Here is a 17,806-nt window from a genome sequence, read left to right on the forward strand (position 1 = left end):
TGCGCCGGTCGGGGACATGGGTTTACCAATGAAAAAGGCGCAACCATCATGAAAAATAAAACCGGCCTTGATCGGGCCATCACAGAAAACTGGCAACCATCCACTCGCCTTATAAGGGGCGGCACCTTGCGCAGTAATTTTGGCGAAACCTCTGAAGCGATCTTCATGACATCGGGCTTTGCCTATGAAACGGCGCAAAGCGCCAAGGCGCGTTTCGATGGCGAGGAAGAGGGCTTCACCTATTCCCGGCAGGGCAATCCCACCGTTGCCATGTTTGAAGAACGCATGGCGCTTTTGGAAGGCGCAGAAGCCGCGGCCGCCACAGCCAGCGGCATGGCCGCCATGAATGCCGCACTTTTGGGGCAGGTTCACGCCGGCGATCATGTGGTTGCAGCCAAAGCGCTGTTTGGATCATGCCGCTGGATGATCGACGAATTGCTGCCCCGCTATGGTGTGGAAACCACCATTGTGGAAGGGCCGGATATGGAGGCATGGAAACGCGCCGTCAAACCCAATACCAAGCTGTTTTTTCTGGAATCGCCGTCCAATCCCACATTGGAACTGATCGACATCGAATCCGTTGCCGGGATCGCCCATGAAGCCGGGGCACGCTTGGTGGTCGATAATGTATTTGCCTCTCCGGTATTGCAAAAGCCGTTGGAATTGGGGGCCGATGTGGTGTGCTATTCCGCCACCAAGCACATTGATGGACAAGGCCGCACTTTGGGCGGCGTGGTTTTGGGATCAAAGGCCATCATACTGGACGAACTCGGGCCATTTTTGCGCCATACCGGCCCCACTTTATCACCGTTCAACGCATGGCTTTTGCTGAAATCTTTGGAGACCATTGAGCTGCGGGTCGATGCCATGTGCGACCGGGCGGATTTTCTGGCCCAAACCCTTGCGCAAGCAGGCATCAAAACGGTGCATCCAAGCCTGCCCGATTTTGCCTATGCTGATCTTGCGAAAAAGCAAATGCGCCGGGGCGGCACGGTTGTCACCTTCACCCTGCCCGGCGGCGCGGATCAAGCCTTCCGCTTTCTGAATGCCTTGGAAGTCATTGATATTTCCAACAATCTGGGGGATTCCCGCTCTATTGCAGCCCATCCATGGACCACCACCCATAAGGCTTTGGACGAAGCGACCCGCCTTCAAATGGGCATTACAGACGGCATGATCCGCCTGTCGGCCGGTCTGGAAGATGCACAGGATCTGGCGCGCGATCTTTTACAAGCCCTTGACGCCAGCAAGGGAGCGGTGTCCAGATAAACTGACCAAATTTGGCCGGGGCAGGAGCCACGTCGATGAAACAAGCCAATCCCATATCACGACCGGGGCGTTTATTCTATTCTCGCACCGTGGCCCTGCTGACAATTCTGGTTCTGAGCTATTTATCTTATCTCATCACCGCGCCCTTTTTGTCCCCTCTGGCCTGGGCGGCTATATTGGCATTTTTGCTGCATCCCCTTTATGTGCGCTTAGCCGCAAAAATAGGGGCCAGACGCAATTTTGCCGCCCTTGCTATCACTTTATTGACCACAATCTTCCTGATCGGGCCTTTATCCATTCTGCTCGCAAGTTTTGCCTCGCAAGCCGCAGAATTGATGGCCGCCCTTCAGAAAAGCAACACCGAAAATCCCGAATCCCTCGTCTTCTGGCTGCACTCCACATCCCCCATCGCGCCGTTGATTGATCGGTTTCAGACGTCTTTCGATATCAGTTTCCAAGATATGGATCGCTGGGCCGCCGAAGGTATCCAGAAAGGGCTGGAAGGCTTATTTCCTTTAGCGGAAAAGTGTTTATCGGCGCCCTTGGAACCATCACATCTTTTTCCATCATGCTGTTCATGCTGTTTTTCATTTTGCGCGATGGCAGCGTGATGCTCGGATACAGCAAAGCGCTGGTGCCCTTATCCGATGAACGCACCGACCAACTGTTCAACCGGATCGCGGATGTGATCTATGCCGTTGTCTTCGGGACGATTGTTACCGCCCTTATACAAGGCGCCCTAACAGGCTTGGCTTTGGCGGTGGTGGGTATTCCCGCCCCGGTGGTTTTTGGCGTGCTGGCGGCTATTTTTTCTTTGCTTCCCATTGGCGGCACTGCCATCGTTTGGCTACCGGCTTGCCTCTATCTTTTGGCCAGCAATCAATGGGGCGCGGCCATCGGGCTTGGGCTTTGGGGAATGCTTTTGGTGGGAACCATCGATAATTTTTTGCGCCCACTTTTGGTATCCAGCCGCGGCCATGTGGGAACCTTACTGGTTTTTATCGGCGTTTTGGGCGGCATCACGGCCTTCGGTATGGTGGGTTTGTTGCTTGGGCCGGTGATTTTGGCTCTCAGCATCGCCTTGCTGCGCTTTACCCGAGAACAAAGAGAAGCAGAATCCCAACCTCTGCCTCCCTCTTCCTGATAGACGAACAGCACCCCCTAGTCCGCCACGGTTTCTTCCACCTTCTTCTGTTGTGCCTGCCTGATCACAGCACGCAACGCCCCCCAGTCGATGGGTTTGGAAAGATAACCATCCATGCCTGCGTTCAGACAGGCCTCTCGATCTCCGGGCATGGCATTGGCTGTCAGGGCGACAATCTGCACGCCCCTCACATGTGGGTCACTGGATGTCCGGATCGACCGGGTGGCCGTCATGCCATCCATATCCGGCATGTTTATATCCATCAAAACAAGATCATAGACCTTATTATTCAGGGCATCCAAAGCCTCGCCACCATTGGACACGAGGTCCACTTGATGGCCCCATTTCTGGCCGATCCCGCCAAGGATCTGGCGATTGACCGCGCTATCATCGGCCACCAAAATGGCAAGACTTGGCGCTGTGCCATCTTCTTTATCATTTTGAACCGGCTTATCGGGGCGGGGAAATTGGCGTTGCGGTGTTTCAACCGCCTTACATGGCACCGTAAACCAGATGGTGCTGCCCAATCCTATGGCGCTTTTACAGCCCATCTCCCCTCCCATCAAATCAACGATCTGACGGCAAATAGACAGTCCCAATCCGCTGCCACCATATTTGCGGCTGGTGGATGAATCCGCTTGCGAAAAACGCTCGAACAACCGGGCGCAGGTTTCCGGCCCCATGCCGATGCCGGTATCCGTCACCTCCACAGAGAGTTTATACTCTCCAATTTCTGCCTTTACATGCCGGGCAATCACACAAACAGCCCCGCTTTCAGTGAATTTAATGGCATTTCCAACCAGATTTGCCAGAATCTGGCGCATCCGGAACGGATCACCCACACACCATTGGGGCACATCCGAAGCAATGGACGTGGTCAGCATCAGCCCCTTTTCCAAAGCGCGAGGGCGCATCAGCTCTGTAATATCCCTGATCGTTTCGGAAATCTGATATGGCTTTTCTTCCAGATAAAGCGCCCCTGCCTCCAGCTTTGAATAATCAAGAACATCATTCAAAATCGTCAGCAGGCTGTCCGCTGAACGCAGGGCCGTCTTGGCACGCTGCACTTGTTCCGATGGCATGTCTTCGGTCAGCATCAGGCGCAGCATCCCCATAACACCGCTCATGGGGGTTCTGATTTCATGGCTCATATTGGCAAGAAAAATGGATTTGGCCTGATTGGCTTTTTCCGCGGCATCCACCGCTTTTTCAAGGTCCAGAGTACGTTGACGCACCTTGCTGTCCAATGAATGGAACAACTCCGCCAATTGCTCGGACATATGTTTGAAGCGCCGTGCCAATGTCCCGATTTCATCCTGCCGATCCACCGGAAGGGCATCATGGGCTTCTACCGCCGATGCCGAGAAATCTCCGCTTCCAAGGCGATCCACCGCCAAGGCAAAAGCGTTCAAGGGCTGCGATATACGCGTGCGGATCAGCAAGAAAACAATCACGCCGATCACAAGAATAGCCCCAAGACCAGTGATAATCACACTCCAGGCAGCCATTTGGGCCGGGCGTTCGATTTGGGCGCGGGGCAAGGCAATCACAAAGGTCCAATCCGGCCCATTGATCCGGCTCACGGAAAACAGAAAATCTTCATCGTCATTATCAAGCACCTCCCCGCCTTTTTCCGGCGTTACCGCCACCAACTGCCGATAAAGATCCGCACGGTCATATGTTTTTTCAGCCCCCAAGGACTGCGCTGATTGCGGATCTCCCTGTGCCGGATGGGCAACGATGTCGCCCTCTTTTGTGAGGATGAAATTATGTGCCTTCGCCAATCGATCTTCCAAGGCATTCGACAACAAGGAATTGAGAAAAATCGAATTGCCCCACGCCCCGAAAAAGTCTCCATCCACATCGATGGGCGTCTGGCAGCCTGTGGTCAGGGTGTCCCCTGTCAGGTCATAAAGAACACGGCGCAATTTGGTGCAGCGGGTTTCCCGTTCGGGATTAGTGCTTTGCAAGGAGTTGGTTACGAATTCTTCATTGTGAAAATCAAAATCCGGCGGGGCATCCTTACGATAATATAACAATTTATCATCGCGGGCCGGACCAAAGATGATCAGATCATTACGTGGCGTGAAGAAATAGAAATTATCGATCAGTGTCAGATTGGCCTCGCCGAAAGACCGCACCACATCCAATGCCACCAAAAAACGGCGCTTTTCTTCTTCTTCAAACGCCTCGCCTTGAGAGAGAAAGGCCCCAACACCATAAATCTTCTGGGCAGGCGCGGGCATGAAGCCCGTATATAAAGCTTCATTGCTGCGCCTTGTTCCATCGGCTTGCAGCGGAAAATAAAAATCGAACAATGGATCAATGAGAGCCGGATCTTGGGGCAGCAGCGCCAAGCGGGCACGAAAGGCTTCGGAGGCAGAAAGATGCAGGCGCTCAAGAGAAGAATAAAGGGCGCCTTCCCTGTCTGTGCGTTCTGAAGAATAACTTTCCAGATGATCAATGGCTTGCGCGTAAAAAGCCAATTTCACCCGGACAAAAACCGCAATCGACATGGCAAAAATTACCAAAGCGACGGTCAATATCGTTGGGAAAATGGCTTTATTCGCAAGAGAATCTTTCAATTCCACCCCCATCCTATGTCGCAACTTTATAAGCCCTGCATGCTATTTGCATAATATGCGACAAGAATTGAACAAAGGTTTTATTATTTTCATAAAATCAGCCCCCATCACCACCGATATGCACCTCCGACAGAGTGCCCATAGCCGGCTCAGCATCAACGATTCATCATCCTTACGCTTAAAGTTCTATGTTTTGCTTAATGTGCCCGTAAAAACTTTGTATCCCTATATTGCCGCCGGACAGCACAATCGCCACTGTGCGTCCACGGGCATCGAAACGCCCCGATAACAAGGCAGCCAAAGCCACAGCCCCGCCCGGCTCTACCACCAGTTTCAGCTGCTCGAAGGCGAATCTCATAGCATCGATCACCTCGGCATCGGAAACGGCAAGGCCGCCATCCAGCAAGCGCATATTATGATCGAATGTCAAAAGGCCGGGGGACGGCGATAAAAGCGCATCACAGATGGACCGAGCGTCTGCGGCATTGGTGACCCGCTCCCCCAATCTCAAGGACCGTGCCGTATCGTCAAACCCTTCAGGCTCCACCCCGAATATAGCCAAAGAGCCAAAATCATGCTTCAAGGCCGTGGCACTTCCCGCCATCAGCCCGCCACCGCCAACAGGCAACAGGGCCGCATCGGGCCGAATATCACGCGCTGTCATTTGCTGCACAATTTCCAGCCCCACCGTGCCTTGGCCCGCAATGATAAACGGATCATCATAAGACGGCACCAAAATCGCCCCGGACTCCGCACATAAATCCCGTGCAATGCTTTCCCGGTTTTCCTGATACCGATCATAAAGAATGACCTCGCCCCCCAAAGACAGGGTATTTTCCCGCTTCATAGGCGGCGCATCTTTGGGCATCACAATACGCGCTTTTATTCCCAAACGCCGTGCCGCTTCAGCCACCCCTTGCGCGTGATTACCCGAAGAGAAAGCCACCACGCCCAATGCTTTTTCCGCCTCTGTCAGCCGCGACAAGCGGTTATAGGCCCCGCGAATTTTAAAAGATCCGGTCCGTTGCAAACATTCTGCCTTTATCAAGACGCGCCCGCCCACCCGATCATTCAACCGCGCATTTTCTATCAAGGGCGTGCGGATGCTGACCCCTTGAAGCCGGGCGGCAGCGCTTTCAATATCGGCAGGGCTGATCCGTTTCATTGCATCTTGCGGGCTGGGCATCGGCACACACTCGTTATTTGGCGTCAGATGATGGTCTAGGCTTTTTTGGCTCCATTGCCAAAACGGTTTCCCAGCTGCAACAGCACGGGAAGAACGATCAAAGTGGTCAGCAAGGTAAAGCCAATGGCCAGCATCAACAATTCCCCCATACTGGCCGTGCCCCGATGCGATGACAGCGCCAAAGACCCGAAAGACCCAATGGTGGTCAAGGCACTGAGCAGCACCGCACGCGGCGTGCTGGTTGAAAAGACAGCGGTGGCCTTCCCGCCATCTTGTGCCAGATGGCGGGCGCGCATCACCAGATGAATGGCGCTGTCCACCCCAAGACCGATCAGCAAAGGCAAAACGATCACATTGGCGAAATTGAAGGGCCGATCAAGCCACACACCCATAGCCGCTGTCAGCAAGCCCGCCAGCACAAGCGGCAACAGCACCATCAAGACAAAGCCAACCCGCCGCACCAAGGCAAAGATCAGCAAAGCGGCCAAAGCCAAAGCCGTGATCGTGGCTTGTATCATCGCGTGCGACACCACATCCCCTGCCGCCAGGACCGACACCGCCCCACCAGACAATGCCGGATTGACCTGCGACACCTCATCCACAAAGGCCCGCCGCGCTTTGGGATCGCGCACATCTTCTTTGGGCAAAACCTCGACCCGCACCAGACCGTTCTCAGACACATAACGGGCGCGAATATCGGGGGGCAATGTCTCCAATGTTACGGGACGCGCCGTCAATTGCAGGCGCAAGCGTTCAATCTGCATGGGGAAAAACCGCATCAGCTGGCGGTCCAATTCAGTATATAAAACCGGAGCCTCGCGCGCGGCATTGGAAAAATCGTCCAGAGCTTTAAAAAGCTGCTGTGCGGCTATGCCCCGTTCTGTCCCCGCATCGGTTTCGGCAATGGCTTTCGCCCCGTCCATCAAACGGCCAACTGCCCTTTCGGCCGCTTCTTGATCGGGGTTGGTGCGGGCCATCATGCGGTCTTCCAGATCATCACCTTCTATTAAAACAAAGGCCATATCGCCCGCCAGAAAATCAATCTCGTCCAGCTTGAGATCCTGATCTTCCGGCACAAAGCTATCAAGGCTGATCGTTGTGCGAACCGCAGGCTTTTCTTTTACCGCTGCGGTAAAGGCCTGAGCAGCTTCATGATCCGGGGCAAGATAATTCAAGCGATAAGGCACATCCTGGTCGCGGTCGAACAACAATTCAAAAGCCAGCACGGCCAAAGATTGGGGATCGCGCAAATTCATCGGGTCCGCGTCAAAGCGCACATTCGGAAGGGCCGTTGCCGCCACAAGGCTCAAAAGAACCGTCCCTCCGGCAAGGCCATAGGTGATCCGGCGCCGCCATAAAGACGGCTCTTTCACCGGCGGCAAGGCATTGGGCGGCGGCGCGGTCTTTGGCCATAAAGCCAGACAGGCAGGGATAAGGGTGATGGCCACGGCAAAAGCGATCAAAACCCCGATGCCGGAAATGATGCCCAATTGCGCCATGCCGACAAAGCGCGTGGGCACAAAGGCGAAAAAGGCAAAAGATGTGGTCACCGTTGCCAGAAACAGCGCCGGCCCAACTTCGGAAATGGCGGCGGCCATGGCTGCGAAATGATCCGCATGCCGGCCCCGTTGTTCGCGGTATTGCAGCAAAAGATGAATGGCAAAATCGATCCCAAGGCCGATCAGCAGCACCGTAAAAGCGATCGACACAAGGTTCAGTTCACCAATGGCAAGGGCCGCAAAACCGGCGGTAAGGATAATCGACACCACAAGCCCCAAAAGCGCCGACAAAACAAACTGCCAGCGCCGAAGGCCGATCATCAACAAGGCTGCCACCAGAATCAGTGACACAAGCGCCGAAATCTCGATCCCTTGAGACACGCTTTTCAGTTCTTCGGTGCGCAAAACCGGATCACCGGTCAGCGCAATATCCGCCGCCTCCACAATCTCGTCCGGCAAGCTGTCGATGGCGGCGCGTACCGCATCCACAGCCGCCCGCGCCGGCTGCAAGGATTGATAATCAAGGATGGGATGGATCACCAAAACCCGCTGGTTGATGGCATCGTCACGCCCGAACATATGCTGCCAAGAAAGGGGCCGCTTTTCGCCTTGCAAAAGCGCATCGATAACATCGGCCACTTCCCGATAAGCCCCCGCTACCATCGGCAGGCCGATGCCTTCTTCGCTGGCTTGCGCGGCGCGGCTCAACTGGGTGAAGAACCCCTCGATACCGGGATTGTCCATCAATTCCCGCAGCAAAGGCCCGGAACTGGACATCTTGCTGGACATATCGATTAAATCGCCCAGATCCAGAAACAACAGGCCTTGCCGTTGAAAAAACGGATCGCTGGCAGGGGAAAAGACATCTTGAAACAAATCGCGGCGGGTTTTCAAACTATCCGCCAATGCGCCGGTCACATAATCGGCTTCATCCGGCGTATCGGCACGCACGATCACCAGAATCTGGTTCTTCAGATTAGGAAAGGCATCATCCATGGCCCGTGCGTTCACCCGGAAAGGCTCGCGGCCATCGATCATCTCGGAACTGTCGGTGTTGATTTTAAGATCGTTAAGAGCGGCAAATATCGCCAAACCGGTCAACAGCGCCAAAGCCATCAGCGCCAAAGCAGGATGTCTGCCGATCCCCCCGACCCAATGTAGCAGGGCCTTTTCGATCACTCGTTCCGTTCCCTGACGCACCTTCATCTATCCCATCAATTCACGAGAGCACAGTATCCCACCGGCGGTATGAGCATAAGCTGAACATAAAGCTGCGCTGATCCGGCGCCCAAAGCTTCGGCTTTAATGATCGCTTTCCACCAGCATGTCTTCACGCACTCCGGTTTTTACGGCCAAACCTTCGGCTGTGATCGTAATGGACTGCGGCCAATTGGCCCGTGCCAGCCCCTTGCGTTCCAATGCCGCCCACACATTGGCATTGCTCAACCCGCTGGCAAATCTGTTGGACACGGAAAAACGCCCCACATGCACATGATCTCCATGGGCATGAGGCATTTGAAAAAGCGTTACCTCACCCGTTTCTTCATTGGCCGAGGCCATATCCGATTGCTCGGCCAGTTCTTGCAATAAAGCAAGAGTCCGTAATTGCAATTTGTTCAGTCTCGTCGGTGCCATGAATGCGCCCCTTTCTCCGGGTCGTTATCGGGTGAGAGAATAGGCCGCTCTTTCACCCGACAAAAGGCGGGAAAGCAATTCTTTTCTTGGACAAAACGGCGCATCCATCGTTATCTATGGATTTACAACCTAGCAATCCATGAAAGACACAGTAAGAATATCACATAGATAACGCGCTAAATGGGTCAACTTAACCGATGCAAAAGGAAAAATAGCATCGGTTTTCGTTGAATCCTTGCGCTGACTGAATTAGGTCACAAGTCGGTTTCGCGCATGCACCAAAGGGGCGCAAGGAAAAATGGCACATCTAACGCATCTCCGTCGTCTGGAAGCGGAAAGCATCCGTATCATCCGGGAAGTGGCCGCCGAGTGCCGCAATCCGGTGATGCTGTTTTCCATCGGCAAGGATTCCATGGTGATGCTGCATCTGGCGCGGAAGGCGTTTTATCCGTCTCCACCGCCCTTCCCGATCCTGCATGTGGATACCACATGGAAATTCCGCGAGATGATCGAATTCCGAGATCGCATCGCCAAGGAATGGAACCTGAATCTGATCGTTCATATAAATGAAGATGGTGTGAAACAGGGCATCGGTCCTATTTCGCATGGCTCTGCCATTCATACGGACATCATGAAAACCCAAGGGTTAAAGCAGGCTTTGGATAAATACGGCTTTGATGCCGCTTTTGGCGGAGCGCGGCGGGATGAGGAAAAATCCCGTGCCAAGGAACGGATTTTCTCTTTTCGATCGGCGCAGCATCGCTGGGACCCGAAAAATCAACGGCCCGAACTGTGGAGCACCTACAACACCCGCATCCACAAAGGCGAAAGCGTGCGCGTCTTCCCCATATCCAATTGGACAGAACTGGATGTGTGGCAATATATTTATCAGGAAGATATCCCCATCGTGGATCTGTATATGGCCGCCAAGCGCCCCGTTGTGGAGCGCGATGGCGCCTTGATCATGGTGGATGATGAGCGCTTTTTGCTGCATCCGGGCGAAACACCGCAAGAACGCATGGTGCGCTTCCGCACTTTGGGCTGTTATCCACTGACTGGCGGGATCGATTCCGATGCCACCGATCTTCCGGGTATCATCATGGAAATGCTGGTGTCGCGTACATCTGAACGGCAAGGCCGCGTGATCGACCGCGATCATGGCGCTCGATGGAAAAGAAAAAGCAGGAAGGCTATTTCTAATGCACGAGCCCCTGACCAAAAACTCCGATGCGCTGACCGCCTATTTGAAAGAGCAAGAAGCCAAGGATCTGCTGCGCTTTATCACATGCGGCAGTGTGGATGATGGAAAGTCCACATTGATCGGCCGCCTGCTGTTCGATTCCAAAATGATCTTTGAAGATCAGCTTGCCGCTCTGGAAAGCGACAGCAAAAAAGTCGGCACCACCGGCGATGACATGGACCTTGCCCTGTTGCTCGATGGCCTTGAAGCCGAACGCGAACAAGGCATCACCATCGATGTCGCTTATCGCTTTTTTGCCACGGACAAGCGCCGGTTCATCGTTGCCGACACCCCCGGCCATGAACAATATACCCGCAATATGGCCACCGGTGCCTCCACCGCCGATGCGGCTGTGATCTTGCTGGATGCGCGCAAAGGGATCTTGACCCAAACCCGCCGCCACAGCTTCATCTGTTCCTTGCTTGGCGTGCGCAACATCGTGCTGGCTGTCAACAAGATGGATCTGGTGGACTATTCCCGCGAGGTGTTTGAGAAAATCCGCGAGGATTATGAAGCCTTTGCAAAAACGGTCGGTTACGACAATGTCACCTGCATTCCGCTATCGGCATTGAAGGGCGATAATGTGCTGCGTTCGTCGCCGCAATTGGCCTGGTACAACGGCCCCACCCTCTTGGCCGAACTGGAAACCATCCGCCTTGGCGAAGACGAGGATCTCAAGCCTTTCCGCTTTCCCGTTCAATGGGTGAACCGCCCCAATCTGGATTTCCGCGGCTTTTCCGGCACCATTGCCGGTGGCGCCGTGGCCGTTGGCGATGAAGTGGTGACCCTGCCCAGCGCCAAGACCAGCAAGATCAAATCCATTGTCACCTTCGGTGGCACATTGCCCCGCGCAGGAACAGGCGAAGCCGTTACCCTGACCTTGGAAGACGAAATCGATATTTCTCGTGGCGATATGATCTGCCACCGGGAAGACCGCGCCAGCCTGTCCGATCAGTTTGAAGTCAAAATCGTCTGGATGTCCGATGAGGCCCTGATGCCCGGACGTCCCTATCTGTTCAAGGGGGCCGCCAACACCGCCTCTATGGTGGTGACACGGCTCAAACATTCGATCAATGTCAACACGCTGGAGCAGATGGCCACCAAACGTCTGATGCTCAATGAAATTGGCGTCGCCAATATCAGCCTTGACCGGCAGATTGCCTTTGATCCTTATAAGGACAATCGGGAAACCGGCAGCTTCATCATCATCGACAAGCTGACCAACAACACTGTCGGCGCCGGCATGATCGATTTCGGATTGCGCAGAGCCAGCAATATCCATTGGCAAGCGGTGGATGTGAACAAAGCCGCTCGTGCGAGATGAAAACGCAAAAGCCCGCCGTTCTGTGGTTCACCGGGCTTTCGGGATCAGGCAAATCCACCATCGCCAATCTTGTGGAAAAGCGCCTGCATACGGCGGGGAAACACACCTATATGCTGGATGGCGACAATGTGCGCCACGGGCTGAACAAGGATCTGGGCTTCACCGAAGAAGACCGGGTGGAAAATATTCGCCGGGTGGCCGAAGTGGCCCGCTTGATGGCCGATGCGGGGCTGATCGTTCTGGTATCCTTCATCTCGCCTTTCCGTTCCGAGCGGCGAATGGCCCGCGATCTTTTGGACGATGGCGAATTCCATGAAGTGTTCGTGGATACACCTTTGGAAATTTGCGAACAACGCGATCCCAAAGGGCTTTATAAAAAGGCCCGCAGTGGCGACATCAAGAATTTCACAGGCATCGACAGCCCTTATGAACTGCCGGAATCCTGTGAGCTGACCTTAAAAACAGCCACCATGTCCGCCGAAGATTGTGCCGAAGCGGTGATGGATTATCTTGATGGACTGATGATCTCGTAACCTGCCCCATAAGGGGTCCAGAAAAATTTACCGCTACACAGCGTTTTGCTGTGCGGCGGCTTTTTTATCGCATTATGGCTATCGCCGCTGATGAATGTGCGGCCTAAGACAGATTGTCTTCCGTCAGAGCCATCACCCGATCCTTGGGGAAGGTCACGGTAAAACAGCTGCCCTTTCCCAATTGGGAGTCAAGCGTCACCACCGCCCCGTGCAATTCAGCCAAATGTTTCACCAATGGCAAACCAAGGCCACTGCCGGGATGCTCGCGTGACAGCGTATTGTCTACCTGCTGAAAGGCCTGGAACACCAATTCCTGATCTTTTTCATCAATGCCAATCCCCGTATCGCGCACACAGGTAACGATATGCCCGTCCAGATACTGGAATGTCACTGTCACTTTGCCGTCTTCAGGGGTGAATTTGATGGCATTGGACAACAGATTGAACAGAATTTGCCGCATGGCCCGCATTTCCGCCCATAAATGCGGCAGATCAGAGGGAGCATCAATTTCTATGGTAACCTTTGCCTCTTCCGCCATGGGCCTGCATTGAGACACCGCCGATTGCGCCAGAAACTCCAGATCGATGCTTTCCTCATGCAATTCATAGCGACCGGCTTCAATGCGCGACAAATCCAGAATCCCGGAAATCAATCCCAGCAAATGCCGGCCACTTTCCAGAATCAACGCACCATATTCCCGCATGGTTTCCGTCTGTATATGCATATCCGTGCGGCTGATCAGCTCTGCAAAACCAATGATGGAATTAAGCGGCGTGCGCAGTTCATGGCTCATCACCGCCAGAAATTGGGATTTGGCATGATTGGCCCCTTCCGCTTGTCGGCGGGCGCTGATCAGTTCCATTTCCTGCTGTTTTAAAGCCGTGATATCCGCATGGGTACTCACAAGCCCACCGCGAGAGGTCTTCCGGACCATGGTTTGCACCCACCGCCCATCCGACAATTGCTCGATAAAGGCATTGACGCTTTCGCTTTCAGGCATGCGCCCATGAGGGAAAAAATTACGAAACTGCCCATTAGCAAGCTGTAATTCACCATCAGCGCTATAGATTGCGAAGGCTTCTCCTGTGTTTTCAATGGCATCACTCAACTGGGTATGAGCCATTTTCAACGCTTGCTTGGTCCGCAAGGAGTCCAGAAATGTTCTATGATTGCGAAAGGCGACATATCCCAGCGCCAGTACGAATGCGATCAACAAAAGGCCTATCGCTTTGCTTTCCATGGAAGGTTGCGCCAAAAGACGGATGATTGACGGCGGCAGCGCCAGCATGGAAAAGCCGATGCAATGGACAGGCAAAGGGGTGAGAGAGGCCACCACACCGGTGGTCAGGCCCATTGTCACCAATGCCATGAAGGTATGGCCAAAACTGTTTTCTGGTGCCACGAACAAGAAATCTACGCAGCCCCACATCGCACCCATATATAAGGTAAAAACCAAAGAGGACCGCAAAGACCGGCCCTTCATCATTTTCAGGTCGAGTTTTTTCTGGATGGAAAGCGCCTTTTGCAAACTATAGAGCGAAGGCAGCACAACCATCAAAATCCAGAGGATAAGAAGCGGCATAAAAACGTGGCTATGCAGAACAAAAGTGACCATAAAGGCCACAATGATGCTCATGATCGCCATCATCGGCACAAAGGCAAGCAGATGAAGAAATTGATTGCGACGGAGCAACCGCCTGGGAATAAAAATATCTGGGTGCGCATCCGGCCATGAGGCCACGCTATCCGACTGATCTTGCTTTACACGCATCAAGACGCCCTCTGAAACACCACATATAAGGACCGTCTCATTCTTGAGTAAATTTTGTTTAAAGAATTTCCAATAATGGGCCTTGGGGCGTTTTTAGGCGGCGGGACGTTTATAGGCGCTTATCGTGCCATCAATCCAGCCACCGCCCAAAACTTTATCACCCTCATAAAAAACAGCGGCCTGCCCCGGTGAAACGCCGGTTTCCGGCTTCAAAAGGCTGATCCGTACCATTTGGTCCGCTGAAAAATGCAGCAAAGCGGCAACGGGATCTTGGGTATTGCGGATACGCACCAGAACGGGCCGCTCTTCACCAGCGGCAAGCATGCCATCAAGCCAGTTGAATTCACGCACGGTAAAGCTGGCGGTTTCCAAGGCAGACCGTGGCCCCACAACAACCCGGCGGGCGTCCGGTTCCAGCTTTATCACATAAAGCGGGTCCGCTGTTCCGCCTACACCAATGCCCCGACGCTGGCCAATGGTATAATGCACAATGCCGTCATGCTGGCCCAAAACACGGCCGCTCAGATCAACAATATCACCGGGATCACACGCGCCGGGGCGCAAGCGCTCGATAACGCTGGCATAATTTCCCTGCGGCACAAAGCAAATGTCCTGACTGTCGGGCTTATCGGCCACGATCAGGCCGAAATCTTCCGCCAAAGCCCGCACATCCGGCTTCAAAAGCCCCCCCAGCGGGAAGCGCAAGAAATCCAGTTGCTCGCGGGTGGTGGAAAACAGGAAATAGCTTTGATCGCGGCGCTGATCGACGGCTTTATACATCTGCCAATGATCGCCATCCCGCATGGAACGCACATAATGGCCGGTGGCCAGACAATCGGCGCCCAAATCCCGCGCTGTTTGCAGCAAATCGCGAAATTTCACCCGTTCATTACAGCGGATGCAGGGAATAGGCGTTTCACCGCGCAAATAGCTGTCGGCAAAATCATCCATCACCGCTTCGGAAAAACGGCTTTCATAATCCAGAACATAATGCGGGATGCCCAAAGAGTCAGAAACCGTCCGGGCATCGTGAATATCCTGCCCGGCGCAACATGCCCCTTTTTTCTGAACGGCCAGCCCGTGATCATAAAGCTGCAAGGTAATACCGATCACCTCATAGCCCTGCCGGGCCAAAAGAGCCGCGGTCACAGAACTGTCCACACCACCGGACATGGCAACCACCACACGGGTATCGCCCGGCGCCCGGTCGAAACCGAGGCTGTTACAGCTACCAGGCGTCCATGAGGCCGCCTCGGCGATCAATTTGTCCAATATTGCGCTCACCCGCGGCAATATAAGGAATATCCCGAGAAACTCAACACACGGAAAAACAAGGTGCCCCGCATGGATGATGGCAGTGGGCAAAGGTGGGACCAACATATGGGCAGACTTTACCCGTGCACCAGCAAAACCGGAAACATACAGCGCAGGGTGAAAAAAAACTTATATTTAAAATCAATAAATTAAGAGAATTTTCAAAACTGGCCCGCTCTTTGCATATGAGATGGCGACAGAACGCATATGGGGTGGAAACACTTTACATATGTAGTGGCGACATAATGAAGAGCGCAGAAGAATGGCTTTTATTGACCCCAGTTTGGCACAAACCCGCCCCACCCCCTTTGCAGGAGATTCTGCAAATGGTCCTTTTTCCATAAGCGGGACGGGGGGATTTGCTTCCGCGCTGAATTTGGCCTTTAGCAACGCCAATATGGAGGTTTCGCCGGCCACAGAGTCTTCTTTATTGGCGCGCCAGCAGACCATTTTGGCTGGACAAGCCCCGGCCAATGGGGCCACCCAAATAACCAATATGGTCGAAGACGCCGTTCTTTCATCGAATGTAACGCCCTTGGAAAACGCGTTTTTCCTTGCTTCAGCACCTGAAGCCGAGGCTGCGCCTCAACCCGGTCTTGATGCTGACGCATCGGCCCAAACCAATGATGCGCCTGATCCGCAAGCAGCGAGCCTCACAGACTTATTGTCCTCTGGGCAAACCACGACCACCATATCATCTGGCTCCCCTCTTTCTTTAGAGGGCGATACGCCCGATATGGATACAGTGGTGGCGAATGATCCCACGCTTCTGGCCCAAAATGACAGCACGATCCCAAGTACCGGAAACATTCAGACCAGCCTTCCCACCGAAAACACAGCCGCGCCGAATATCTCTCTCAATCTGGCTGGAAAAGCCGATAGAGTGGCCGCTGCCGGTTTACGCACCCAAGGCGGGAACACCGCTGCACCGTCGGGTACCACGGCCCCTCTTGGGCAGGCAGGGCAGCAGCCAATACGAACCGCTGCGGCGGCAGGCACGGATACTGGCCCGAACACGGGCTCAAACAATGGTTCGGCCGATGGAGCCACGAGCCAGTCCGGTGACGCACAGGCGCAAACCATAGCCACAAAAGCGGCCAACCTGAATGTTGGTGCCGATCAAGCCTCTGGCACGGGGACCGATCAATTGGCCTCCACAGCCATAGACCAGAAAATGGCGACCCCTTCCACAAAAGCTCCCGTCAACACGGCCCCCACTGCCGATCCCGCTATACTGGCTGAAGCCCCCGCCCTTTCTGCCACAGCGCCCGCAGCGGAAGTGGTAAAGGACAGTCTTGCCAAAACCACCCAAAATCCACAGTCTTTGACACAGGATCTGATGTCGTCCTCCGCCCCTTCGGCTATCGCATCAGCCTTGAATGAAGGCGGTGCGCGGGTTGACGACAAGGCTGTCAAACAAGCTCTGGATGGGGATGCCAGCATCAACAGCGTCGGTGTCTTTTCCCGCAGTGCTTCAAAAGCAAACCAGGCCAGCCAAACTTTAGGCAGCGCACAGACCGCAACCATGGCGCCTCCACAGGGGCAAGCGCAGGCTCAAGCACAGGGGCAAACCGCCAATGACCCTGCGGCCTTCTCGCAAGCCATCAAAAACGCAGGCGGCGGTGCGCTCCTTACCCAAGCAGACGCGCGCGCAGCAAACACGCCTCCCTCACTCACCGCCAATCCCGTGACCACAGCCGACGCGCCCATCAACCCCTTGTCCAGTCTGGAAGCCTTGGCTGCCCAAGCAAGTGGGCGGGTTCCAACGGACGGGACCGTGGCTTTACAAGGCAGTAGCGCCAGCACAGACAATGCCAGCCATCTGGCCCGCACCCACAGCGAAAGCCCGGCAACGCAAGTGGCAATGGGCATCGCAAAAGCCGCATCGGACGGCAAAACCCGTTTCACCATCCGGATGGATCCGCCAGAATTGGGCAAGATCGAAGTGAAGCTGGATCTGATGAAGGATGGCGGCGTGAAAGCGATCATTTCCGCCGACAACCGCGATGCTTATGACATGCTGCAACGGGATAGCCGCGCCCTGGAACGCCTGCTGAATGATGCAGGGCTGAAGACCGACAATAACAGCCTGAATTTCTCGTTCAATCAACAGGGTGGCAAAGATCCCGGTGCCGCTTTTGCGGGCTTTGACACAGGCGAACACGGGCACGGGCAAGAACAGGGCCAAACCCCTGAAAAGGCCGATCTCGGCCTCGCCCATAATGACCCGGATTTCGAGCCACACACACAAATGAATCTGGCCATCAATGATGGCTTGAACATTGTTGTCTGAAACGCTTTAGGAC

General features: G+C 54.3%; 10 protein-coding genes and 2 pseudogenes. 6 read left to right on the top strand and 6 right to left on the bottom strand.

The features are described from left to right. Positions 1-48: 48 nt before the first annotated feature. From metZ to JCM17844_RS16595, 3 genes are read left to right on the top strand one after another with little or no spacing between them, the layout of a single operon-like run. On the top strand, positions 49-1,269 hold the full coding sequence (metZ, locus tag JCM17844_RS08260; protein WP_150000521.1) for an O-succinylhomoserine sulfhydrylase: 1,221 nt from the start codon (positions 49-51) through the stop codon (positions 1,267-1,269). 35 nt (positions 1,270-1,304) lie between these two features. Next, complete coding sequence (locus JCM17844_RS17260; protein WP_150000522.1) at positions 1,305-1,880, top strand: AI-2E family transporter; 576 nt, start codon at positions 1,305-1,307, stop codon at positions 1,878-1,880. Continuing rightward, positions 1,778-2,413 (top strand): AI-2E family transporter, encoded by a 636-nt coding sequence (locus JCM17844_RS16595; protein ID WP_268885117.1) that lies wholly within the window; start codon positions 1,778-1,780, stop codon positions 2,411-2,413. Before JCM17844_RS17260 ends, JCM17844_RS16595 begins: the two co-directional genes overlap by 103 nt. A gap of 17 nt (positions 2,414-2,430) precedes the next feature. Here the strand turns inward: JCM17844_RS16595 and JCM17844_RS08275 are convergent, their stop codons facing one another. The 4 genes from JCM17844_RS08275 to JCM17844_RS08290 all read right to left on the bottom strand — a co-directional run bounded on the left by JCM17844_RS08275 (position 2,431) and on the right by JCM17844_RS08290 (position 9,318). After that, positions 2,431-4,998, bottom strand: a complete 2,568-nt coding sequence (locus tag JCM17844_RS08275) for an ATP-binding protein (RefSeq protein WP_210431647.1) — start codon at positions 4,996-4,998, stop codon at positions 2,431-2,433. Positions 4,999-5,176: 178 nt separating this feature from the next. Next, a complete protein-coding gene (locus JCM17844_RS08280) occupies positions 5,177-6,184 on the bottom strand; it encodes a threonine ammonia-lyase (protein ID WP_150000525.1) in 1,008 nt (335 codons plus the stop codon). Positions 6,185-6,219: 35 nt separating this feature from the next. Beyond that, a complete protein-coding gene (locus JCM17844_RS08285; protein WP_150000526.1) occupies positions 6,220-8,889 on the bottom strand; it encodes an MMPL family transporter in 2,670 nt (889 codons plus the stop codon). Between the two features lie 96 nt (positions 8,890-8,985). Beyond that, entirely contained in the window at positions 8,986-9,318 is a 333-nt protein-coding gene (locus tag JCM17844_RS08290; protein WP_150000527.1) for a hypothetical protein, read from the bottom strand. Between the two features lie 298 nt (positions 9,319-9,616). Here JCM17844_RS08290 and cysD point away from each other — a divergent pair. Both cysD and cysN read left to right on the top strand, forming a co-directional pair. Beyond that, positions 9,617-10,518 (top strand): annotated as a pseudogene (gene cysD / locus JCM17844_RS08295) (sulfate adenylyltransferase subunit CysD). Beyond that, a pseudogene (gene cysN, locus JCM17844_RS08300) lies at positions 10,518-12,415 on the top strand (sulfate adenylyltransferase subunit CysN). Before cysD ends, cysN begins: the two co-directional pseudogenes overlap by 1 nt. Before the next feature lie 103 nt (positions 12,416-12,518). Here cysN and JCM17844_RS08305 read toward each other — a convergent pair. Both JCM17844_RS08305 and mnmA read right to left on the bottom strand, forming a co-directional pair. Continuing rightward, on the bottom strand, positions 12,519-13,997 hold the full coding sequence (locus tag JCM17844_RS08305; RefSeq protein ID WP_210431648.1) for a sensor histidine kinase: 1,479 nt from the start codon (positions 13,995-13,997) through the stop codon (positions 12,519-12,521). A gap of 282 nt (positions 13,998-14,279) precedes the next feature. Next, on the bottom strand, positions 14,280-15,449 hold the full coding sequence (mnmA, locus tag JCM17844_RS08310; RefSeq protein ID WP_371863783.1) for a tRNA 2-thiouridine(34) synthase MnmA: 1,170 nt from the start codon (positions 15,447-15,449) through the stop codon (positions 14,280-14,282). Between the two features lie 313 nt (positions 15,450-15,762). Between mnmA and JCM17844_RS08315 the strand changes: the two genes are divergently transcribed. After that, the gene (locus JCM17844_RS08315; RefSeq protein ID WP_150000530.1) at positions 15,763-17,793 is read left to right on the top strand and encodes a flagellar hook-length control protein FliK; all 2,031 of its coding nucleotides are present in this window, start codon (positions 15,763-15,765) and stop codon (positions 17,791-17,793) included. Positions 17,794-17,806: the final 13 nt, after the last annotated feature.

Source organism: Iodidimonas gelatinilytica (assembly GCF_008579125.1).
Lineage (GTDB): Bacteria > Pseudomonadota > Alphaproteobacteria > Sphingomonadales > Rhodothalassiaceae > Iodidimonas > Iodidimonas muriae.

Excerpts from the sequence above, each read along its gene's own strand:
- JCM17844_RS08280 (WP_150000525.1), bottom strand. The coding sequence starts at position 6,184 with ATGCCCAGCCCGCAAGATGCAATGAAACGGATCAGCCCTGCCGATATT.
- metZ (WP_150000521.1), top strand. The coding sequence starts at position 49 with ATGAAAAATAAAACCGGCCTTGATCGGGCCATCACAGAAAACTGGCAA.
- JCM17844_RS08290 (WP_150000527.1), bottom strand. The coding sequence starts at position 9,318 with ATGGCACCGACGAGACTGAACAAATTGCAATTACGGACTCTTGCTTTA.
- JCM17844_RS17260 (WP_150000522.1), top strand. The coding sequence starts at position 1,305 with ATGAAACAAGCCAATCCCATATCACGACCGGGGCGTTTATTCTATTCT.
- JCM17844_RS08315 (WP_150000530.1), top strand. The coding sequence starts at position 15,763 with ATGGCTTTTATTGACCCCAGTTTGGCACAAACCCGCCCCACCCCCTTT.
- JCM17844_RS08285 (WP_150000526.1), bottom strand. The coding sequence starts at position 8,889 with ATGAAGGTGCGTCAGGGAACGGAACGAGTGATCGAAAAGGCCCTGCTA.
- JCM17844_RS08305 (WP_210431648.1), bottom strand. The coding sequence starts at position 13,997 with ATGCCGCTTCTTATCCTCTGGATTTTGATGGTTGTGCTGCCTTCGCTC.